The sequence below is a fragment of the Dyadobacter sp. HNCC25DJ187 genome (assembly GCF_056895255.1).
On the sequence record NZ_JBXHAT010000001.1, the window covers coordinates 106,501 to 130,176 of the forward strand.

17 protein-coding genes are annotated in these 23,676 nt (G+C 44.7%); 12 read left to right on the forward strand and 5 right to left on the reverse strand.

Annotation, left to right across the window (positions count from 1 at the left end; genetic code table 11):
• Positions 1–21 precede the first annotated feature (21 nt).
• Both AC1XUE_RS00400 and AC1XUE_RS00405 read right to left on the reverse strand, forming a co-directional pair.
• Entirely contained in the window at positions 22–1,200 is a 1,179-nt protein-coding gene (locus AC1XUE_RS00400) for an aminotransferase class V-fold PLP-dependent enzyme (protein ID WP_483353943.1), read from the reverse strand.
• Positions 1,201–1,517: 317 nt separating this feature from the next.
• Positions 1,518–1,898, reverse strand: a complete 381-nt coding sequence (locus AC1XUE_RS00405) for a DUF3244 domain-containing protein (protein ID WP_483353944.1) — start codon at positions 1,896–1,898, stop codon at positions 1,518–1,520.
• Positions 1,899–2,130: 232 nt separating this feature from the next.
• On the opposite strand from AC1XUE_RS00405, the gene AC1XUE_RS00410 reads away from it, so the two are divergent.
• The 12 genes from AC1XUE_RS00410 (at position 2,131) to AC1XUE_RS00465 (ending at position 20,616) form a co-directional block, all read left to right on the forward strand.
• Positions 2,131–3,702, forward strand: coding sequence for a glycoside hydrolase family 43 protein (locus AC1XUE_RS00410; RefSeq protein WP_483353945.1), 1,572 nt, complete (start codon positions 2,131–2,133; stop codon positions 3,700–3,702).
• 324 nt (positions 3,703–4,026) lie between these two features.
• Complete coding sequence (locus tag AC1XUE_RS00415) at positions 4,027–4,581, forward strand: helix-turn-helix domain-containing protein (RefSeq protein WP_483353946.1); 555 nt, start codon at positions 4,027–4,029, stop codon at positions 4,579–4,581.
• Between the two features lie 541 nt (positions 4,582–5,122).
• Positions 5,123–8,263: a SusC/RagA family TonB-linked outer membrane protein gene (locus AC1XUE_RS00420; RefSeq protein ID WP_483353947.1), complete on the forward strand. Its 3,141-nt coding sequence runs from the start codon at positions 5,123–5,125 to the stop codon at positions 8,261–8,263.
• 33 nt (positions 8,264–8,296) lie between these two features.
• Entirely contained in the window at positions 8,297–10,219 is a 1,923-nt protein-coding gene (locus AC1XUE_RS00425; protein WP_483353948.1) for a RagB/SusD family nutrient uptake outer membrane protein, read from the forward strand.
• Between the two features lie 19 nt (positions 10,220–10,238).
• Positions 10,239–10,913, forward strand: coding sequence for a DUF3823 domain-containing protein (locus AC1XUE_RS00430; RefSeq protein WP_483353949.1), 675 nt, complete (start codon positions 10,239–10,241; stop codon positions 10,911–10,913).
• 44 nt (positions 10,914–10,957) lie between these two features.
• Entirely contained in the window at positions 10,958–12,700 is a 1,743-nt protein-coding gene (locus tag AC1XUE_RS00435; protein ID WP_483353950.1) for a GH39 family glycosyl hydrolase, read from the forward strand.
• 21 nt (positions 12,701–12,721) lie between these two features.
• Complete coding sequence (locus tag AC1XUE_RS00440; protein WP_483353951.1) at positions 12,722–14,416, forward strand: GH39 family glycosyl hydrolase; 1,695 nt, start codon at positions 12,722–12,724, stop codon at positions 14,414–14,416.
• 102 nt (positions 14,417–14,518) lie between these two features.
• Positions 14,519–15,688, forward strand: a complete 1,170-nt coding sequence (locus tag AC1XUE_RS00445) for an enolase C-terminal domain-like protein (protein WP_483353952.1) — start codon at positions 14,519–14,521, stop codon at positions 15,686–15,688.
• A gap of 5 nt (positions 15,689–15,693) precedes the next feature.
• A complete protein-coding gene (locus tag AC1XUE_RS00450) occupies positions 15,694–16,485 on the forward strand; it encodes an SDR family NAD(P)-dependent oxidoreductase (RefSeq protein WP_483353953.1) in 792 nt (263 codons plus the stop codon).
• Positions 16,486–16,503: 18 nt separating this feature from the next.
• Positions 16,504–17,517, forward strand: coding sequence for an AraD1 family protein (gene araD1, locus AC1XUE_RS00455; RefSeq protein ID WP_483353954.1), 1,014 nt, complete (start codon positions 16,504–16,506; stop codon positions 17,515–17,517).
• A 59-nt stretch (positions 17,518–17,576) separates the two neighbouring features.
• Complete coding sequence (locus AC1XUE_RS00460) at positions 17,577–18,842, forward strand: MFS transporter (RefSeq protein ID WP_483353955.1); 1,266 nt, start codon at positions 17,577–17,579, stop codon at positions 18,840–18,842.
• 97 nt (positions 18,843–18,939) lie between these two features.
• Complete coding sequence (locus AC1XUE_RS00465) at positions 18,940–20,616, forward strand: GH39 family glycosyl hydrolase (protein WP_483353956.1); 1,677 nt, start codon at positions 18,940–18,942, stop codon at positions 20,614–20,616.
• 78 nt (positions 20,617–20,694) lie between these two features.
• Here the strand turns inward: AC1XUE_RS00465 and AC1XUE_RS00470 are convergent, their stop codons facing one another.
• Genes AC1XUE_RS00470 through AC1XUE_RS00480 form a run of 3 tightly spaced genes read right to left on the reverse strand, consistent with a single transcriptional unit; the run spans position 20,695 to position 23,374 of the window.
• A complete protein-coding gene (locus AC1XUE_RS00470; protein WP_483353957.1) occupies positions 20,695–21,630 on the reverse strand; it encodes an NADP-dependent oxidoreductase in 936 nt (311 codons plus the stop codon).
• 18 nt (positions 21,631–21,648) lie between these two features.
• The gene (locus tag AC1XUE_RS00475; protein WP_483353958.1) at positions 21,649–22,539 is read right to left on the reverse strand and encodes a helix-turn-helix domain-containing protein; all 891 of its coding nucleotides are present in this window, start codon (positions 22,537–22,539) and stop codon (positions 21,649–21,651) included.
• A 10-nt stretch (positions 22,540–22,549) separates the two neighbouring features.
• Positions 22,550–23,374: an oxidoreductase gene (locus tag AC1XUE_RS00480; RefSeq protein WP_483353959.1), complete on the reverse strand. Its 825-nt coding sequence runs from the start codon at positions 23,372–23,374 to the stop codon at positions 22,550–22,552.
• Positions 23,375–23,676 lie beyond the last annotated feature (302 nt).

Below are 23,676 nucleotides of genomic sequence, written 5' to 3' on the forward strand. Positions count from 1 at the left end.
TTTTTTAATTTCAGCCACTTATTACTTCAGAGATTCCAGCACCGACGCCACAAAATGAATCTCATCGGATGTATTGAAATAATGAGGGGATAGTCGCACCGCATACTGATCGCTTTTTGCAGGTCTGGCGATGGGAACTGTGTTTAGTTTACTGACAGAATAGTATACATTGTTTTGTTGCAACAGCATTTCCAGTTGATTGATTGTACCTTCGGTGGATTGCAGCGTGATAATACTGCTAAGTCTTCCACCGTGGTCCAATACCTTTACCTTTTCATTTTTGGCCAGAAGCAGGCGAAGTTGTCCGGATAATTGCTGGTTGTATATTTCGATTTGGTCGATACCGATTTTGTTGACATATTTAATTGTTTCTGTAAATCCGATCAAAGACATATACGAGCGCTCAAAAAGTTCAAATCTTCGGGCTGTTTTGTTAATTTCAAAATGATCTGCATCAATCCATTCTGCTCCGCAAGAGTCTATGATTAATGGCTGAAGATTCAATGCGAGTGCTTTGTCGGAAACATACAGAATACCCGTTCCTCTTGGGCCTCGTAAAAACTTACGGCCGGTTGCACTGATAAAATCGCAATTGATTTTTTGTACATCTACAACCATTTGTCCCACCGACTGACATGCATCAACCAGGTACAGGATATCATACTTGCTACACAACTTGCCCACTGCTTCAACATCCTGAACCAATCCGGAATTGGTGGGAACGTGCGTAACAGCGACCAGCACCGGCTTATGTTTGATAATCAGATCTTCAAAATTGGCGAGGTCAAGACTATTGTCCATCTGATTCTCTGCCCTGAGTACCTGCACTCCGAATCTATTCTTCAAAGCAACGAAAGCAAGCTGATTCGATATGTAATCGTAATCAGTAGTGATGATGGTATCACCATTTCGAAAGGGGATAGATGAGAGTGCTTTGGCATAGGCGTCGGTGGCGTTATAAGCAAAGGCAATATTGGCGGCCTTACAATTCAGTAGCTGAGCAGCCTGTGTATAAAAATCCTGGATGGCATGATCATATGTCTGAGCTACTTGATAACCTCCTTTCATTTGTTCTTCAAGGAGATAAGTGGTCATTTTGTCAGTTACTATCGATGGCATCAGCGATGAACTCGCACTATTCAGAAATACCTTATCATGACATCCTGGTGTGTCCCGCCTCACTTTTTCTATGTCAATCATCCCTTTTATTTATGTTAGAGAAGTTCATGTCTGGCTAAATATTTTCTTTCCTTAGAGATTTTGATGTACTGACGGCAGGCAGGTAAATTTACAGCATCAAGCCTGCCGGTTGGATATATATGCAAATGAATTAGGATGAAATGCGAAGCTCCTGCGTTTCAAAGGCATGATCACATCCATTTTTGTTCAATTTACTACACTTTTTTAATCAGTATCTGCTATTGGCAAAAAATCGGGAGTCTTTTGCAATTTCAGAGATTTTGTAAAAAAAACAATACGATCTCCCGGTAGCAAATTAGAGAGATCGTACAAAGCTTTCACCTCACCTGTAAAATTCTCTCTGACTTAGGCTGAATCAGTTCAAAGGATTTGGTTTGTTTTTCACCATCGCTCATCACTTCTACCTCATACTTACCTGTTGACAGCTCGTCCACATTGAGGGTTCGGCTAAAAAGCTGAATACTTCTACTCACCGTTTCTGCATAAACAATTTTTCCCTGATGGTCTTTCAACCTAATGGTAGTGCTGGCTTTCTTGTCTATCTTTTCTACCATCACTCTGATAGTTCCACTCTTTGTGGCGTACATGCCAGTGCCAAATCCTGATGATTTTTTAGCCTCTTTATCTTCTGCTGTTGCACTGAAGGCTGTGGCAACGAAGGCAAATACTAGGGCGAACAATTGAACTGACTTTTTCATGGCTAATAATTATTTTAAATGATGGCTAATAACTCTGTTTAAGAACAAGACAAATGTATTGGTTATATAAGGTACTATGTATAACAAAGTACATAAGCGGTTTAAGATCTGTGATGAGCGGTTTTGAGTCAAGAATGGTTATCATAAACACTGCATGAACTTCTAAAAGCACGGTTTTTGCTGATTATCCGAAAATAAATCCCTTTCTTCGTTCAACATTCCTGTAATCCATATGACTCAATTCCTGACCAAGCTTGTTCTGATTTATGCCGTTTTGGGCACTTATACATATGCGCAAAAGCAACTGCCCGGACCTGAGGTAACGTATAGAAACCCAGTCATAGCCGGTGATTTTGCCGATCCTTCTGTAATACGTGTGGGAGATACCTACTATGCTGCCGGAACGTCTTCTGAGTGGGGGCCGGCCTATCCGATATACAGTTCTAAAAACCTGATCGATTGGGCATATGTTGGTCCAGTGTTCAATACTTTGCCAGAATGGACCATGGGTAGTTACTGGGCACCCGAACTCTATTTTAGAAATGGAATCTATTATTGTTATTACACCGCGAGGAGAAAATACGACCAGCAGTCGTTTATTGGTGTTGCTACAACTACTGATCTTAAAAAAGGGTTTAAGGATCATGGTGTAATACTCGAATGGACCAAGGAAGCCATTGATGCATTTGTCGTTGAAGACGGAGGGAAATTGTATATGACATGGAAAGCCTACGGACTGGATAAAGACCGCGGAATTGAAATCCTGGGAGCAGAATTATCGCCAGATGGACTCCGTGTAACAGGAAAGGAATTTACGATGATTAAAGCAGATTCGACAGGTTGGGAATCCGGAGGTGCCGAAGGGCAATCCCTGTTTAAAAAAGGGAATTACTGGTATATGCTCTACTCGGGCAATGCCTGTTGTGGTGCACAATGCAATTATCAGGTGGGTTTTGCCAGGGCGGAAAAGCTGCAGGGGCCTTGGACAAAATTTGTGGGTAATCCGGTTTTGTTTGGAGATGACACCTGGAAATGCCCCGGCCACGGAACGGTCGTTGTAACGCCTGAAAACCGTTATTTCTATTTGCATCATGCCTACAATGCTATTGATTTTACGTTTACAGGTAGACAAGGTGTGTTGTCAGAACTCGTTTGGAATGAAACAACGAAATGGCCGGTTTTTAGATATGGTCGTACCACTCCGGCACAAGCCCAGTCACCTGCCGGCCCGACTGAGGTGATCAATTCTAATTTTATAGTTGATTACGAACGTGACACGATCACCACACCATGGACTTATGATGTAAGCTTTCCTAAACCCACATTTGAGGTGCGGAATGGGGCACTCCAGATCGAAAATAGAAATTCGGCATATGCTGGTAACTTTCTTGGACTAACTGTAAAAAAAGGAAATTATGCTTTTATGGCTGAGGTGATTGCCAAAAAGGAATTGCTACAAAGCATTGTAATCTACGGAGATGTAAATAATGCGATCGGATATGGAGCCACCGAAAATCATATAGAGCTCTGGCAGGTGAAAGACGGAATCCGTGAGGTATTGCAACGGCAGGATATTCCCGAGAAGTATAATCATATTGAATTGAAGCTCACCACCAGGTTTGGTCAGTTCTATGAATTCAGCTGGGGGGTGAAAGGTCAAAAGATTGATTCGCTGGAGCGCACCATGCGATTCGAAGCACCATGGCTCCCGCGTTGGGACCGTGCACCTCGTACGGGCATTAGTATATATGGCAGTGGAGAGGGTTTGGCTGAAATCAAAGCAGTTCAAATGACTTATGAATAGGCACTTGCATAGTTAAAATGATATATTGACGGGTACAGTGTAGTGAGAATGTGTCGACGATATCCATATATGGTATGAGCATTATCATGCTGTTCCGCATCCTGCCAGGAAGTACCCGCAAATAAGTTTCCGGGACAGAGAGTTATATTTGTCTGTTAGGAAAGTGCGTAAGAGGCCATTTTCCTAACATGTTTTGAAAAATAGAATAAAAACACAAAATATTTATACAAAAGTTTGTGTAGTCAGATTTTGCCTTTATATTTGCATTCAACCTTGTTGAATGAAGTGAAACAAAATTTAAATTAGTAAACAAGGTTGAACTATATGTTGATAGAAGAAGGGAACACACTTAATATCGGAGACCGGATACGAATATTAAGAACAAGTCAGAAAAGAACACTACAGGAGGTGGCGGATGGCAGTGAGCTATCGAAGAGTATGATCTCCAAAATAGAGAATAACAAAACGGTTCCATCGGTGGCTGCCTTGATTAAGATCGCACAGACACTTGGAACCAACATTTCCAGTTTGCTGGAAACCGAGGAGTGGCTAAGTGCTATTTTGACATCGAAGCAAAAAGCGGAAGCGAACCTGACGAAGACTGAAAAAGGATATTTCATTTACCCGTTTGGGCCGGAATATCATCAGAAAAAAATGCAGCCCATGCTATTCGTAGCAAAAAAAGGGGAGGTTAAGCAACATGAATTGTCACATGAAGGAGAAGAATTTATTTATGTGATTGACGGTGAGATGAAAATGACCGTAGGCGATAATGAATACCACCTGAAGGCAGGAGACAGCATGTATTTTAATTGTCTTCAAAAACATGGCATCATGCCGGTCTCAGAAGAAGTCCGGTACCTGGATATATTCGTATAGTATTATCCGTTCGAATATATGCACACACTATAGGCAATGCTCCGTCCTGTTCATTGCGAGGTATACATTTGTTTCTAAATAGCTGATTTGTCAGTGCTCATGGCTGCTAAGTAAACAAAGGCCGTAGATGTATTATGTTCCGTTTCAACGCTGCCTGACTTGAAAGTCAGTGACTGATTCTGTCATGCCCGCCTTTCCGGTAAGTGTGGGTGCAGAAAATCATTACTCTTATCTTAAACTTGTTATGCCCATGAAAAAAAGTATGCTCATTCTGTTTAAGTTGATTTCAATCGCCCCTCTGCCTTTGTAGGCATTGTTTAAATACAGGCTATAATTTATTTTCCAATAATTCATCTTTTACCGTCTAAAACCGGCGGCAAGTATAACTACGTCTTCTTGTGTACGGAAGTGGGCTCCTATGCAGTAAATCATTCAGGCCTTCCGGCGGTTCTGTGTGCTATTGCTCCGACTTTACCTATTTGAAGTCTGCTGGTTATTGAATAAATCCACAAGTATAAACCCATTGTAAACATTTGTATGAATGAAAAAACAGGTCTGCTACCATATTCCTGCAACGGCATGTATTTTGCTGTTGGGATTACTATTTCACTGTCCGGGATACCTGCGCGCTCAGCAACTTAATGAACTGACCGGGACCGTCCGTGATGCAGGTGATAAGACAACGATGCCAGGTGTGAATATACAGGCGAAAACAAGCGGAACCAATGCGGTTACGGATCAGAATGGCAAGTACAGCATTAAGGCTGTTGCCGGCGAAGTTTTACTGTTCTCTTTCGTCGGTTATGTGAGCCAGGAAGTAATTCTGGGATCGCAAAGTGTTCTGGAAGTAGAGATGAAGTATGACGACAAAGCGCTCGACGAAGTGGTGGTTGTGGGCTACGGTACACAACGGCGAGCTTCGGTGACAGGCGCGGTGAGTGCAATTACGTCCGAAAAACTCACACAGACTGCAGCCACAACGACGGCTGACGCGCTTGTTGGTAAGATGCAGGGTATAACAACCAGATCTACCAATAGTTACGAGGGCGATGCTCGTCCGGGTTCACCAGCTGTGCTACAGATCAGAAACATGGGTGAACCGTTGTTTATCATTGACGGAATACCGCAAACCAGCGGGCAGTTTAATAACCTGAATGTAAATGATATTGAGAACATATCAATTTTAAAAGACGCATCCGCCTCGGTATATGGTTTCCGTGCCGCCAATGGTGTGGTTTTAGTTACTACCAAAAAGGGAAGGAACCAAACACCACAAATCAATATCAATGGCTATTACGGCTGGCAGAATCTCACCAGATTTCCCTTTGAAACGCCTGCTAATGCATACCTTTTCCATCAGACCCGAGCGGAGTCTCAGCAGAATCGAGGCCTTCCTGTCACCATGCCTGCTTCGGAGCTGGAAAAGTGGAGATTGGGCAATGAACCTGGCTACCAGAGCTTTAATCAGTACGACTATGTAGTCAATAATCCCAATGCGGCACAGTATAGCTTTAACGCCAGCGTATCCGGGGGTTCTGAAAAGACGACCTATTACTTTTCTGCAGAACATGTAAATCAGGATTTTGTTATGAAAGGTCATGGCTTCAACCGTACAAATCTTCAGGCTAACCTGCAGACTACCATAGCAAAAGGTTTCACAGTGGGTACGCAGCTTAGTTACAGAATTGAAAACCGTGATAACGTAGCTATTCCTGGTAGAGAAGACCCGATCTGGAACGCCTTTCTGGGTGCTAACAGCTCCTGGCCGATGGATAATCCTTATGCCAACGGCAATCCTGATTATATCAACGGGGATGTTCGCTACCTGACCAGACTGCCATCTACCTATACCAAAGAAATAGCCGGTTGGCAGAAGGACATCTGGAACAACGCTACAGGTAACTTTTTTGCGGAATACGCATTTCCTTTTCGTTTAAAAGCAAGAGCAACTTACTCACATTCCTACAAGCAGAATAAGTTTGATCGCCAGCGCTACAGTTATGACGCTTACCGTTACAACGCAGAAAAGGATACCTACGAGGTTTATGGCGGATTTGAAAGTCCGCTCCGTAACCGGAACCGCAGAGAGGTACAAGATAGGTTCGTCCAAATGCAGCTTAGCTACGACAATTCATTCAAAGATCACTATTTTTCAGGTGTGCTGGCCTACGAGCGTTCGGATAGTGATGACACCTACACGACAGTTCAGTCTGTTCCTCCGATCAACGATAATAACCTGATCAATTTTGTGGATGTCAATGATGTTTCCACTACCTGGACAACCAACGCACGTGCTTCGGTAATCGGTAAGGTTAACTATGATTATAAAGGTAAGTATCTGCTGGAATTGCTTGGGCGTTATGATGGTTCCTACCTGTATGCTCCTAAAAAGCGCTGGGGGCTGTTTCCGGGTATATCAGCAGGCTGGCGTATATCGGAAGAAAAGTTCATGCGCGATAAGCTTACATTCTTAACTGACCTGAAACTGCGCGCCTCCTGGGGACAGGCAGGCAGGGAAGAGGGTGTATCTCCGTGGGGATATCTGGGTGGCGCTACTTACGGAAGCAGTGAGTATATGCTGGATGGAAAGGTGATCGTAGGTGCGAGACCCCGCGGGCTGCCCGTAACCAATCTGAGCTGGGTGACGAGTACTTCCCAGAATATAGGTATTGATCTTTCACTGTTCGAAAATAAGATATCTGCTCAGTTTGACATATTTGAAAGGAAACTTTCAGGACTACCTGCTTCGCGTTATGATGTATTACTTCCCAGTGAAGTTGGATATTCGTTGCCGGCAGAAAATCTCGAATCCGAAGCAAATCGGGGTATAGAAGGAATTATCACTTATAGCGGTAAAAAAGGAGATTTTACCTATAGTGTTGGTGTCAATGCTACACTGTCACGCCGTAAGATTCTGGATCGGTACAAGCCCAGATTCGGAAACTCCTGGGACGAATATCGGAACGCGACTGAGCAGCGTTGGTCGGGTGTGAACTTTGGCTATCAGGTCATCGGACAGTTTCAGTCTATGGAGCAGATTGAAAACTATACCATCAACAATGACGGTCAGGGAAATACCACGATGTTACCTGGTGACCTGATTTACAAGGATGTAAACGGAGATGGAATCATCAATGACCTGGATCAAAGACCGATCGGATATGCATTGTATGATAATCCGATTCTTGGTTTTGGTCTGACAAGCAGTTTTGGATATAAAAACTTCTCATTGTCGGTAGATTTCGCAGGTGGATCCATGTACTCTTTTAACCAGAATCTTGAAATGCGGTTCCCATTTCAGGGAGGGCATAATTCTCCGGAATGGATGCTTAAAGACCGCTGGCGTCGTGCTGATGTCTATGACAATAACAGCGAATGGATTCCTGGCAGGTATCCAGCCATACGGGAAAATTCCAGCCACGCTAACTATCGCAACAGTGATTTCTGGCGAACCAATGTAACCTATGTCAGAGTAAGAAGAATTGAGCTGGGGTATGCGGTTCCTCCAAAGCTAATAGAAAAGGCAAAGATGAAAGCAGCCAGGGTATATGTAAGCGCAACCAATCCATTCACCTTCGACAATCTTTCACATATCGAACTGGATCCTGAACTGGCTATGGAATCCGGCTTGCGGTATCCTTCTCAAAAAATTATCAATGTAGGTTTCAACCTGACATTCTAATACTGAATGTTCAACCTGATGACACATAAACAGATGAAATCATTCTTAAAATCAATACTCATTTTGGTGCTGCTCACTACCAGCTTCAGTTGTAATAAGGACTGGCTGGAAAGGGAGCCGGAACACCTGCTGACCGACGAGCAGCTGTGGACAAATCCACAGCTCATCCTGAGCACGATAGCGGACTTTTATAGCCGCTTACCACGTCACACCGACTTTGAAGGTCCTTACGGCTGTGGTGCTGGTGAAGGATACTGCGGCTGGAAAGACTATGCATCCTATGACGAAGCGATGTGGTCGGGTGTCAGTAATTTCGACTATGAGTTCCGTAACAGTCTGATCGATTATCCATTTCGCAGGTGGGCACTGTGGAACTATGACCTGATTCGTGATATCAATCTGGCCATAGACAACATCAAGGCAGCGACAGCTCCGAGAATGACAGATCAGATTAAAACGCAGTTTGTAGCTGAGCTACGTTACATCCGTGCATTTAACTATTTTGAACTGGTCAAAAGGATGGGTGGAGTACCGATCATTACCCAGCAAATGATTTACGATTTCGAAGGAGATCCATCCTATCTGCAGCAGCCAAGAAATACAGAAGAGGAGGTGTACCTGTTCATAGAATCCGAGCTGAGTGAGATTATGGCAGACCTGGGCAATCAGGATAGCAAAACCAGAGCCAATCGTTACACAGCGTTAGCGCTGAAAAGCCGCGCGATGCTTTATGCCGGTTCGTTAGCTAAGTATAACAATCTGATGTCGGCTCCGATCACATTGCCAAATGGTGTAATTGGTATCCCCGCTTCACGCGCAAGCTACTTTTTTGAATCGTCGCTTGCCGCCTCCGAAGAAATCATCAAAAGCGGTGCGTATCAACTTTTTGAAAGTAATCCTGACAAGGGGCAGAATTTTTATCAGGTTCTCACTTCAAAGGCCAACAACCGCGAGGTCATTATGGCGATCGACTATGCAGTTGGCCAGGGCAGAAGGCATTTATTTACATTGGAAAATATACCGCGGGGCCTGCGAAAAGATGTAGAGAATGTAAGTGGATCTTCCGCATTATCTCCTTCCCTGAATCTGGTGGAATCATTCGAATATCTGGACGGATCCAATGGAGCACTGAAAGGTGTCGGGACTGGGAGTAATACGGCGGCAGGCCAGGCGAACTGGATCTTTTATGATCAAACCTCTGCTATTTTCGCTAACAAAGATCCACGGCTTTCAGGAACCATTTTGTATCCGGGCAGTTCATTTGCGGGGCAAGCACTGCAAATGCAGGCTGGTGTATACGTTTGGAATGCGAATGCTAATAAATACGATCGTCAGGAAGGCGGGCTTAATACACAATATGCTGATGGCGGTGTGCTCACCGGGGCTGATGGTCCTTTGCATAACGAGAATTATGTTTCTGCAACCGGGTTTTACCTTCGGAAATACCTGGATAGTGCTCCCGGCGCAGCCACCAGTGCAGTACGCAGTGACATTTGGTGGGTGCAATTCCGTCTGGGAGAAATATACCTGAATGCAGGAGAGGCGGCTTTGGAACTGGGTAAGGCAGGTGAGGCTCTTACATATATCAACAGGATTAGAGAGCGTGCGGGTTTTGGTGTAAACAGCCTAAGTACAGTTACCATGCCGCGTATCCGAAATGAGCGCAAGGTAGAATTGGCTTTTGAAGATCATCGGGTATGGGATCTCCGCAGGTGGCGCATTGCCCATGAAGTTTGGGATGGCACAACCGGAAATCCGGATGCAAATATCTATGCATTATTCCCTTACCGGATTATCCGTCCCGGACATCCTAATCATGGAAAATATGTTTTTGATAAGTTCCGCTCCTCCAGAAACACACGTCCCCGCCATTTCAGAGATGGCAACTACTATTCAGAAATCGCTCAATCGGTCATCAATAATAATCCGAAGATCATCAGAAATCCATTCCATTAATCATCAAAAAATCAATTGTATGCAAGTGATATATCGAAGTGTTTGCCTGCTTTTCTTTACTGCACTCTGGTCGTGCGAGAAAGACAATTATGCGCCACCAGCTGCCACCATCTCAGGAAAGGTTGTCTACAACGACCAGCCAGTAGGGGTGAGGAGCAACGGAGTTCAGCTGGAATTGTGGCAGCCTGGCTTTCCATTAAAAACTAAAATTCCTGTTTATGTAAACCAGGACGGAAGCTTCTCCGCCTCTGTATTCGATGGCAGTTACCGCCTGTCGTTTGTAGCTGGTAATGGCCCGTGGGTAGTATCACGAGACTCAATTGTTGTAAATCTTAATGGTAATACCACAGTAGATGTTCCGGTACGTCCGTATTATGTAGTCGGTAATGAATCTATAACCAATGAAGCAGGTAAGTTAGCTTCGACTTTTAATCTGACAAAAGTTGATGACACCAGAGCATTGCAGTTTGTCGGGCTTTACATAGGAACTACGGCCGTTTTGGATAATCTTAACAACCGGCAGAAAGTAGAAATTCAGGTGGCAAACCTCGGGGCTCTCACAACGCCGGTGAAAATCGATGCAACACTGGCAGCGGCCCTGGCCTCCCGCGAATATGTTTTTGCGAGAATTGGTGTAAAGACGTCGGGAGTGAATGAGATGATTTTTTCGCCCGCCGTTAAAGTTGAACTCTGAGGTATACGCATATAGAAGTGAATATTTAAATACCGTTTAAAACAATGATGTTAAAAAAAGCGATTCAAAAACCGGCAGCTGTCTTTGCAGGCCTGTGCATATTTTCCGGTTCACTTGCAGGTGGATTGGAGCAGCGTGCTCAGGTATTGCCCGATACCTCCGCACAGGTTATTTCTGTAGATCTTGATAAAAAAGTCGGGAAAATGCAGCCTATGTGGGCGTATGTCGGGTATGACGAGGGGAACTATACCTATTTACCGGAAAGCAAAAAGCTGATGGGAGATTTTGTGAAAATGAGCCAAAGCCCGGTGTATGTACGGGCGCACAATCTTTTGAATACTCATGAAGGTTCGCCTATGGCACTTAAATGGGGATCGACCAATGCTTATACCGAAGGTAAAGACGGTAACCCTGTATATGACTGGAAAACGGTTGATAGAATTGTCGATACCTGGGTAAATACGGGAGTCAAACCATTAATGGAAATCGGTTTTATGCCCAAGGCACTATCGACGAAGCCGGAACCCTACAAACATAAATGGGCTCCGGGCGATGCTTACAGCGACATCTGGACGGGCTGGGCCTATCCGCCCAATAATTACGACAAGTGGGAAGCGCTGATTTATGAATGGGTGAAACATTCCGTTGAGCGTTACGGCGCCAAAGAAGTGGAAACCTGGTGGTGGCAATTGTGGAATGAGCCGGATGCAGGCTACTGGGCAGGAACAGACGAAGAATATTTCAAATTGTACGATTATACTGCCAAGGCTGTAAAGCGCGCGCTACCCTCGGCAAGAGTCGGCGGACCTAATGTAACGGGAGGGCTTTCCAAAAGACAGAACCAGTTTCTGACTGACTTCCTTGAGCACTGCCGCAGCGGTAAGAATTTTGCGACTGGTAAAAAGGGAACTCAAATTGATTTCCTCGGCTTCCATGCCAAAGGATCTCCGAAAGTGACCGATGCAGGACATGTACAAATGGGACTGTCAACCCATTTGAAACAAATTGACGCCTGCTTCAGGATCATTAAATCGTTTCCGGAATTTGCCAAACTTCCGGTCATCATCGGTGAGTCGGATCCGGAAGGATGCGCTGCCTGCTCTTCGAGTTCGGGGTATTCCAATATGGCTTACCGCAACGGAACATTATTTTCAAGCTACTTCGCGGCATCCTTTGCCCGGAAATATGAGCTGGCCGACAAGCATAATTTAAATCTGGAAGGGGCAGTGAGCTGGACATTTACCTTTCCCGGGCAGCCCTGGTTTGACGGTTTCCGCTCATTTGCGACGCATGGAGTGGCAAAGCCCGTTTTGAATGTAATGCGCATGTTCGGACTTATGACCGGAGACCGCGTGTCGGTAAACCGCGCCAATGGGTATAACGCTGAAAAAATAATGCAGACCGGGGTTTCAGGTGCATCTGATATTAATGCTATGGCAACTAAAGATGATAATTCAGCATCAATCATGGTGTGGAACTACAATGATGAAGACATAGAAATCAATCCGGTACAAATCGCACTCGCTTTGAAAGGAATTCCTGTTTCGCGTGTGATGGTACATCACTACCGCATTGATGAAACACATAGCAATTCATTTACGACCTGGCGTGAAATGGGCGCACCACAGCAGGTGACCAACGACCAATACAGACGACTTGAAGAATCCGGCAACTTAAAAATGATCTCTTCTCCACAATGGATTGATGTAAAAAATGGTCAGGGAAATATACGCTTTGAAATGCCGGCGCAGGCTGTATCGCTGCTAAGAATTACCTGGAATAAATAAATTTGACTAAAACGATATCTGATGCTTCTGAAAAAAACAAAATCACTCCTGTTCAATGCGGCCATCTTTTCGGCACTGTCAGTCTCCTCATTCGGGCAGCAGCAGCCTGTTCATATTGAGGTAAATATGAATGCCGTCAAAGCACCTATGAAACCTATATGGGCATTCTTCGGATATGACGAACCGAATTATACCTATATGAAGGACGGCAAAAAGCTATTGACCGAACTTGCGCAACTAAGCAAAGTTCCTGTGTATGTAAGGGCACACAGCTTACTTGTGACCGGCGACGGAGAAGCAGCACTCAAGTGGGGATCGACCAACGCCTATACAGAAGATGCGCAGGGGAATCCGGTTTATGACTGGACGATCGTCGATAAAATATTTGACACTTATATAGAAAGAGGCATGAAGCCCATTGCCCAGGTTGGATTTATGCCGCAGGCACTTTCTACGAAACCGGATCCTTACCGCCATAACTGGAAACCGGGAGACGATTACAATGATATTTATCTGGGTTGGGCCTATCCACCGAAGGACTATAAGAAGTGGGCAGAACTGGTGTATCAGTGGGTAAAACATTCTGTAGAACGTTATGGAAAGAAAGAAGTGGAAAGCTGGTATTGGGAACTCTGGAATGAGCCTAACATCAGTTACTGGAAGGGTACCATGGATGAGTATATCAAATTGTATGATTATACTGCCGATGCTGTAAAACGCGCACTTCCTACAGCCAAAGTAGGTGGTCCGGAAGTAACAGGCCCCGGCTGGGATAAGTCTCGCGTGTGGATGCGGGCTTTCTTTGATCATGTAACCAAAGGGAAAAATTATGTAACCGGTAAAACCGGCTCACCTATTGATGTACTTACCTACCATGCCAAGGGTGCTCCGAAAGTGGTGGACGGACATGTACAGATGAATATGGGCACGCAGCTACGCGATCTTGATAAGGGTTTTGAAATTATCGCGTCCTATCCTACACTCAAAAAGTTGCCGATCATCATAGGAGAATCGGATCCGGAAGGATGTGCGGCCTGCTCGGAAGATGTAAGTCCGCAGAATGCCTATCGAAACGGAACGATGTACTCGAGCTATACCGCAGCTTCCTTTGCCAGGAAATACGAGCTCTCAGAGGCGCGCGGAGTTAATCTGGTTGGTGCTATAAGCTGGTCGTTTGAATTTGAAGATCAGGCATGGTTCCGGGGTTTCCGCGATTTGGCTACGAATGGCGTAGACAAACCGGTATTGAATGTTTTCAGAATGTTCGGTATGATGGAAGGAAACCGTGTGGATGTGAAGCAGAATCTCGCTTATGACTACAAAAGAGTAAGGGATGAGAGTGTACGCGGAGAGGCCGATATCAATGGTCTGGCTTCTAAAAGTGCCAATTCCGCTGCGGTGATGGTATGGAATTACCACGATGATAATGTGCCTTCACTGGATGCACCGGTTAAAGTTTCCGTACAGGGACTGCCATCTCAAAAAATGATGATGTATCATTATCGTATTGACAAGGAAAACAGCAATTCCTATGAGGTCTGGAAAAGTATGGGTTCGCCCAAGCAGCCTTCCGCTGAGCAGATTCGTCTGCTGGAAAAAGCTGGTCAGCTTCAGTTGCTGACATCTCCTGAATGGATTGCTCCCAAAGACGGTAAAGTGATAGTCGAAATGCAACTTCCACGGCAGGGCGTATCACTATTACACTTCAAGTGGTAACGATCCTACCGACGTCATAATCGACTGAATTTTTTTAACAAAACAGCCAGCAGGTATCCTTGGTGATACCTGCGACAGCTAATCTTATATCCAAGCTATCCAATGAAAATTACAAAAGTAAGAACCAAATTATATAAGTGGACAGGCCCGGTATTAACCACCAATACTGTTTTTGCAACTCCACTCAGTCCGCTTCACTTTCAAAACGATTCGCAGGCTGCTTTCCGCTTCTTTAGCTGGCTGGTGGTAGAAATCGAAACCGATGAAGGCCATATCGGCTACGGCAACGCCGGACTTAGTCCGGACATTACCAAGGCTATTATTGACAGTAAACTTACAACACTTTTGATCGGAGAGAATCCATTGAATACCGAATACCTGTTTGAGAAAATGTACCGCTCGACGGTCGCTTTTGGTAGAAAAGGTACTGTCATTGCTGCGATTAGTGCGGTAGACATTGCCCTTTGGGATATCAAGGGAAAAGTAATGAACCAACCTGTATTTATGCTGATGGGTGGCAGGACGACTCCCGATATCGAAACCTACTACAGCAGGTTATATACCAGAGATCTGGAAAGTTTGCACAATGAAGCAATTCATTATAAAAACCAAGGTTTTTCGGGCATGAAGCTACGCTGTGGCTATCCGCTGACGGATGGAGTATCGGGTTTGCGTAAAAATGTAGAGATGGTCAGAGTGGTGAGAGAAGCCGTTGGAGAGGATGTGAACGTGATGCTGGAAGGTTATATGGGATTTAATCTGGCATATGCCAAACAACTTTTAAAGGAACTGGATCCTTACAATCTTCGCTGGGCTGAGGAACTTCTGCTTCCCGACGAGATTCACAACTTCGCAAAGCTGCGCCAATATACCGATATCCCGCTGTCAGGTGGCGAGCATGAATACACACGCTATGGATTCCATGATCTGTTGCAAACCGGTGCATTGGATATATTTCAGTTCGATACCAACAGAGTAGGTGGTTTCACCGAAGCTCAGAAAATATGTAACATGGCTTTGGCGCATGGCATAGAAGTGATTCCTCATGGCGGACAAATGCATAATTTACATGTGGTTATGAGCTCCTTTGCAAGTCCGATGGCCGAATATTTCCCTCAAACCGAAATTGAAGTAGGTAACGAAATGTTCTGGTACATTTTCGAAGGAGAGGCTATTGCTGAAAATGGCAGGTTGCAGCTTGATGACAAGTTGCCTGGCGTTGGTCTTACGCTCAAACATGAAGGTCTCGAACATTTTATTATCACTGAATAAACACTATGGAAAATATAGTAACTCAACAGCGCATCCTGGAACTTTTTAAGCTACATGGACAAACCGCACTCATCGTGGGGGGTAATCGCGGACTCGGACTGGCGATGGCTCATGCACTGGCAGAAGCCGGAGCCAACGTTGTGATTGCGGCACGCGATCCGAAAGTTAATCGTCAGTCAGAACAACTTTTAAAAGAAACTTATCATACGGAATGCATGAGTGCCGAGTGCGATGTCACGTCAGAAGAAAGTATCAAAGCGGTTGTTAAAAAGACGGTGGAAGCTTTTGGTAAAATTGATATCCTGATTAATTCAGCTGGTATTAATATCCGTGGCCCCATTGAATCTTTATCGCTGGAAGATTTCAATAAAGTGCAGAATGTGAATGTAACAGGAACCTGGCTGGCATGCAGAGAAGTAGTGCCCGTCATGAAGCAGAACGGTTATGGGCGGATCATTAATATTGGCTCCATGCTGGCACTTACTGCCATCCCTGAACGTACGCCATATGCTACCAGCAAAGGTGCGATTCTGCAGCTGACACGTTCCCTGGCCATGGAAGTGGCATTGGATGGCATCACAGTGAATGCAATTCTTCCCGGCCCTTTTGCCACCGATCTTAATTTGCCACTAATCAATGATCCTGAAAAGTACAAAGCTTTCATTTCCAAAATACCTATGGGTCGTTGGGGCGAGCTGTACGAAATAGGGGGGATCGCATTGTATTTGGCCAGTAAAGCATCCAGCTATTCAACAGGAGGCTGTTTTTCTATCGATGGAGGATGGGTGACCCAGTAATCAGTAAAAAAGAAAGCAATGGAAAATAAAATAAGAGTTGTACAGATTGAACATCAGAGTAAGGGAAGAGCAGTTGCAATAGTAGAAGAACCCTTTCTGATATTGGTAGACGGCTTTAAGTCTGTGTATGAAGCTGCCTTGTACGCGATCGAACACAGTATAAGTCTGTCTGATCTGTTATTATCAAAGCGGTCTGAAAAGAAGTTAAACTACGATCCTGTTTATAAAAGCAATGATGAATGGAGGTTGCTTCCCGCATTTGACCATCCTGAAAATCCTTTCGCCTGCTTGGTTGCAGGCACAGGCCTGACGCACAAGAACAGCGCACTGAATCGACAGATGATGCATGCTGGCGGAGGAAATTCGAAACCTACGGATAGTATAGTCATGTATGAATGGGGTGTGAAAGGAGGGTTTCCGCAAGATGGTCAGATAGGCATTCAGCCGGAGTGGTTTTACAAGGGAAACGGATCTGTGTTAAGAGCACACGGACAAACCCTTCAGATTCCCGTCTTTGCCAATGATGGTGGAGAAGAGCCTGAAGTAGCGGGAGTTTATATAGTTGACAACCAGGGTAATCCCAGAAGAATCGGATTTGCAACCGGCAATGAGTTTTCTGATCATGTGATGGAAAAAAAGAACTATCTGTACCTGGCACCATCGAAATTACGACAGTGTTCCATAGGTCCGGAACTGGTCATCGGGGGTGAATTTAAAGATATCACCGGCAGCGTATCTGTGGCGGCAGGTGGGGTGGAAAAGTGGAGCTCACCTGTTAAGACCGGAGAGACAAACATGGCGCATAGTCTGCAGAATCTGGAATATCATCATTTTAAATATCCGGGACACCGGATTCCCCTGCAAGCACATGTGCATTTTTTTGGTGCCGACGCTTTCAGTTTTGGAAACCATATCCGATTAGAAAATGGTGATCTGATGAAGGTGCATTGGAAAGAAATGGGGCGTGCCCTGGAAAATCGTGTCTCAATGAGTCACGATGCGGAACACCTCATACCTGTATCTCAGCTTTAATCTTTCAGATTGCCTAAATCCGACTTGAAATGGTAGATAACAATTTACCCGTTTCCTCCATGCAAAAACTCCCGAAAATGCGGTGGGTGATGGTGGGAATGGCGTTTCTGGCCACCGTCCTCAATTATGTACACCGGCTGTCTTTTAATTATTTAAGTGCTGAAGGGGAGTTGCGGAGGCTTATACCTGATGATGCATTTGGTTATATAGGCACGGCGTTTTTCGTAGCCTATATGATTTCAAATGCCTTTTCAGGTTTTGTAATTGATCGTCTTGGCACCCGACTGGGCTATTCACTTTGCATGGCTTTCTGGACTACTGCGGGACTCGTACATGCTTTTGCGACCACACCATTACAGTTTGGAGTCTGTCGGTTTATGCTCGGAATAGGAGAGGCTGGGAACTGGCCTGCAGCTATTAAACTTACCACGGAATGGTTTCCACCTCATGAAAGATCCACCGCTTCAGGCATTTTTAACAGTGGTTCTGCGCTTGGAGCCGTTATTGTGCCTCCTCTGGTGGCGTACCTGGGTGTAAGCTATGGCTGGCAGGCAACTTTTATCATTTTAGCGCTTTGCGGGTATTTATGGCTGGCTGTATTTTGGTTCATATATTATACCCCTGCAGAAACGGTGGCGCAGCCTAAAACTTTTACTGTTCCAGCCATAAAGCTTTTGAAAACCAGATTCGTAATGATGTTTACCTTATCCAAAACCTTCATGGACCCGGTTTGGTATTTTGTGACTTTCTGGATTGGCAGGTACCTGGTTGACGTGCACCATCTTGAGCTTAAACAGATAGGATGGCTTGCGATGATTCCCTTTCTGATTGCAGACGCCGGAAATTTGGCGGGGGGATATTTTACGCAATATATCATTAAACGGGGAATGCCTATTCCGCGAGCCAGAAAACTATCTGTAACCATTGCAGGTCTCATTATGATCCTACCTCTACTGGCAGGACCGTTTGTGATCTCTACTCCTATGACCGCCCTGATCGTATTTGGATTGGCAGGATTTGGCTATACTGCTTACACGGCTAACGCGCTCACTTTTCCTGCCGATGTGGTGCCTAAAAATTCAGCGGCTTCTGTGTGGGGTATGGCTTGTGTGGGGACAGGCCTTGGTGGAGCTGTTTTTCAGTCGGTATCTGGAATTATTCTGAAAAATTATTCAATCACACTGGGCTATAGTATGGCTTATAGTATATTATTTATGGGTTTTGGTATTGTTGCACTGATAGGATTGGCAGTTATGCTTTTGTTTATGGGACCGCTTGTTCCCAACGAAGAACTTCGCCGGTATGCTGAAACGGGCGGGGAGTAAATCAAACATATAAGCTAAAACCCTATTGCAGCCCGGGAAAAATCCTTCATTTTTGGTAAATCATAAAGAGATTTTTCGTCTAACTAATCCTTATCAAATGTTTAAATTGTTTTCCATAAGTACTTTTCTGCTTTTCCTGATTGCCATTTCACCTGCATCAGGCCAAAATAATCCAGCGGTGATTCAAGTCGATTTTAAGCAGACGGTTGGAGAAATGACTCCGATCTGGGCCTGGTTTGGCTATGATGAACCGAACTATACCTACATGAAGGACGGGCAAAAACTGCTCACGGAGATGGCCGCACTGAGCCCGGTTCCTGTTTATGTAAGAACCCACAATCTGATGACATCAGGTGATGGTACGCCATCTTTGAAATGGGGATCTACAAATATGTATACAGAAGATGCAAACGGAAAGCCTGTGTATAATTGGGCCATTGTCGACAGTATTTTCGATTCCTATGTGAACAGGAAAATGAAACCTTTGGCGCAGATTGGTTTTATGCCGGAAGCTTTGTCTACAAATCCTCAGCCGTATAAACACGACTGGCAGCCAGGTGACAGGTTCGAGAAATTACTTACCGGTTGGAGTTATCCTCCAAAAGATTATGATAAATGGAACGAGCTTGTTTTTCAGTGGGTTACACATTGTGTGGAACGTTATGGAAAAGCAGAAGTGGAGAGCTGGTACTGGGAACTTTGGAACGAACCGGATGGGGTATATTGGAAAGGTACACAGCAGGAATTTTTTAAGCTGTATGATTACACGGCAGCTGCAGTAAAAAGAGCTCTCCCCAACGCAAGAATCGGTGGTTGTAATGTAACAGGTGGCGGAATGAAGTTTCTGGATGCGTTTTTGAAACACTGTACTTCCGGTACAAATTATGTGACGGGCAAAACAGGATCTCCGCTGGACATCATTTTGTTTCATGCCAAAGGCTCACCAAAGGTGGTGGATGGCAAGGTGGTGATGAATGTAAAAGCTCAGCTTAAAAACATCGTTAACAATTTCGATGTGATTGCCAGGTATCCGCAACTTAAAGATGTACCTGTCATTTTGGGCGAATCCGATCCGGAAGGCTGTGCAGCATGCAGTATGGCTACCAATCCTGAGAATGCGTATCGGAATGGAACCATGTTTTCGAGTTACACCGCAGCATCTTTTGCGCGTGTGTATGAACTGACAGATCGCCATCAGAAAAATATGCTGGGTGCCGTAAGCTGGTCCTTTGAATTTGAGAACCAACCATGGTTTGGCGGGTTTCGTGACCTGGCTACAAATGGCGTGGATAAGCCCGTGTTGAATGTATTCAGAATGTTTGGAAAAATGTCTGGCAAAAGAGTAGCTGTGCAGTCAAATAGGATGTATCCGCTGGATTCCATTTTAGCCAGCAGCATCCGCAAGCAGTCTGACATTGGTTCCTTAGCGGCTATTGATAAAAATACCGCATCGGTAATGGTCTGGAATTATCATGACGTAGATGAACTGGTAGCTCCGGAAAATGTTGCGGTACAATTGCAGGGCCTGCCGACCAGCAAGAAAATATTTTTAAGCCAATATGTAATTGACAAAAATCACAGCAATTCTTATGAAGTCTGGAAGGGTATGGGTTCGCCTCAGAATCCCACAAAAAAACAGATAGAAACCCTGGAAAAAGCTGGCGGATTGGAAATGGTGGGCGGAAAAAAGGAGGTTAGGCTCGTGGGTGGAAAGTCTGTTGTAAATCTTAAACTCGAATCGCAGTCTACCATACTTCTAAAATTGGATTGGTAAAAATCAACCCACCGCTGCGCTGGAAACCAGAGTGGCGGTGGGTGTGAGTTTTTCCATATATAAAAATAAGTCAGCAGTTTACACGACTACCACCACTTTCCCAACCGTACGCCCGCTTTCCACTTGTGTATGTGCGGCTCCGATTTCTTCAAAGGAGAAGCTTTGTGATACATGTGATCTGAGTGTTTCGTCTGCAAGTAGGGAAGCCAGTTTTTTCATGCCTTCTCCATCAGATTTCACTAGAATAAAATAACCGTCCACACCTTTTTCCTTCGCCTTTTCCGTAACGGCTTCATTCAAACCTGAGGGTATACTAATGAGCGTTCCGCCTGTTTTGGCTACTTCCAGAGACAGATCAATATTGTCACCACCAATAGTGTCAAGGATAAAATCAAATTCATACGGACTGTTTTTCCAATCGTAACCACGGTAGTCAATATGCTCGTCGGCTCCCAGTGAAAGTATCAGCTCTTTGTTTTTCGCTGAAGAAGTTCCCACTACATAGGCACCCAAATGCTTAGCAAGCTGAACAGCGTAATGGCCTACACCACCAGCAGCCGCATGTATCAGTACTTTTTGTCCGGGCTGTACTTTTGCATATTCTGCGAGGGCTTGCAAGGCAGTCAACGCTGCAAGGGTAGCTGCTGCAGCCTCTTCATGGGAAATGGAATTGGGTTTAATGGCAAGGTGGCTGGCTGGTGCTGCCACGTATTCGGCATATGCCTTTCCATGGCCAGGGAAATTTACCATTCCAAATACTTCATCTCCGGCTTTGAATTCATGGCTGTTACTTTCAGTGACCACGCCTGAAATATCCCAGCCAAGTATGAGCGGACTATTATCTTTAATCCTGCCATATACTCCTTTCCCGCCACGACTTTTAACGTCCACAGGGTTAATGCTGATCGCTTTTACTTGTATGAGCACCTCATCGGTTCCGATTTGAGGTACATTAACCTCCGTCAGTTTCAGATTTTCTATTCCACCTGGCTCAGTTAATAAGATCGCTTTCATTCGTATGTTCTGTTAAGTCTAGTTGAGTTGCACTTTTCTATATTCCAGCGGGTTCTGACCCGTTTGCTTTTTGAATAACCTGGTAAAGTAGGAGGCATTTTCAAATCCTAGCTGGTATGCAATTTCGGCGACTCCCAAACTGTTTGTTTTTAGCAGGTTTTTCGCTTCCGAAATCACAGAAATGTGTATCAACTCAATCGCCGTTTTGCCTGTTTCTTGCTTCAGTAAGTCGCTCAGATACCGGGGTGACAGTGCAAGTTGATCAGCTAGTCCGTTCACCGAGGGCAGTCCCTTGTCCTTGATGCTGACATCGTGGAAATACAATTTCAACGCATCATTGAATCGTGTTACCACCTTGCCCGACATATCTGTGCGATTGATAAATTGACGTTTGTAATAGCGTTGGGCATATCTGAGAATGGAATCAATATGGCTCAGTATGATCTCTCTGCTGAATTCGTCAGGGTTGGTATGGTATTCTGTCCGTATCTTATCATGAAGTTCCCAAATCACTGCCTCTTCGGACGGGGAAAGGTGTAGCGCTTCATTGATCTCATAATCAAAAAAACCGTAATGCTGAATCGCCTCATGTAAAGTGTGTCCATTCAGATAATCTTCATGGATCAGAATCATGAACCCTTTTTCTTCCAGCTGTACATCCCGCATTTCTATAATCTGTCTTGGCTTGACAAACATCAGTGAACCATTTGAATGGTCGTAGGGAGTTCTGCCATACTTGATTACCCCAGACCGGAACTTTTTAACACCAATCATGTAACAATCGCTGGTAAATTCGCTATCCGGCATCGGACAGCCAAATTGGCATCCGATCACACTGAATAAAGGGTGCTGAGGCGGTTCCCAACCGTTCTCCAGATGCATCTGGCTAATAGATTTGAAATGTTTCATGTATTACAATTTAATGTCCATGAGCTGCAATACTCACTTCTTTCCAATCTTCAATGTCATTAATACGCTGACGATATATCGCAGGCATTGCATGATAAGCAACTTTTCCCAAAAGTAAACGCTTTGGTGGGTTTGGACTGTCAATCACTTTCAGAATGGCGTCTACAGTAGCTTCAGGTTTCCCCCAACTATCCGTATTTTCGCCTGATGAAGCAAAGCCTTCACGCACGGGATTATAATCGGAAATATCCGAAGTTGTTTGAGCTGCAGACGCTCCCGCCCATTCGGTACTGTATCCGTTTGGCTCAATAAGCGTTACATGAATGCCTAGATGCGCTACTTCCGAAGCAATGGTTTCGCTCAGCCCTTCCACCGCAAACTTGGAAGCATTGTAAAGCCCGAGCAAAGGGAGCGTTGTCAATCCTAAAAAACTGGATAGTTGTATAATGTGACCACTTTTCTGTTCTCTCATAATTGGTAATACGGCCTGAGTCACCCAAAGCAATCCGAAGAAGTTTGTCTCCATCTGCGCTCTGGCTTGTTGTTCAGTGGTTTCCTCAACAGTTCCGAATAAGCCATAACCGGCGTTATTGATCAGAATATCGATGCTTCCAAAATGTTGTTTGACTTCATTCACTACTTTGTTCACCTGTGCCACATTTGTGACGTCCAGCTCAACAGGGAAAATATTATCGCCGTATTTCTCTGTGAGCTCCTGAAGAGAGGAAATATCACGTGCCGTTGCCGCTACCTGATCGCCTCTTTGCAATAATGCTTCTGCCCATAATTTCCCAAATCCTCTTGATGCTCCTGTTATTAAAATTGTTCTAGCCATGACGTATGTTCTTTTGTTTAATTTGACAGAACAAAATTACCGGGTAGCTTGTTGGCAGAATAGTCCATTTGTACGGAAGAATAGCACATAAGTACGGATGCTGCTCAATTTACAAATTCTGGTATCATCACTTTTCTTAACAGAGTTTTCATCAGCTCCATTTCACGGCGGTGTATCGGGTTTTGCCGATTGGCGACATAGAGGATGCGCGTATAAGGATAGCTGCGGCACCTGCTTGTGTTGGAACCGGATTTTTATATTTAAGCTTCACCATGAACAGCAGTAATGAATATTATTTATAA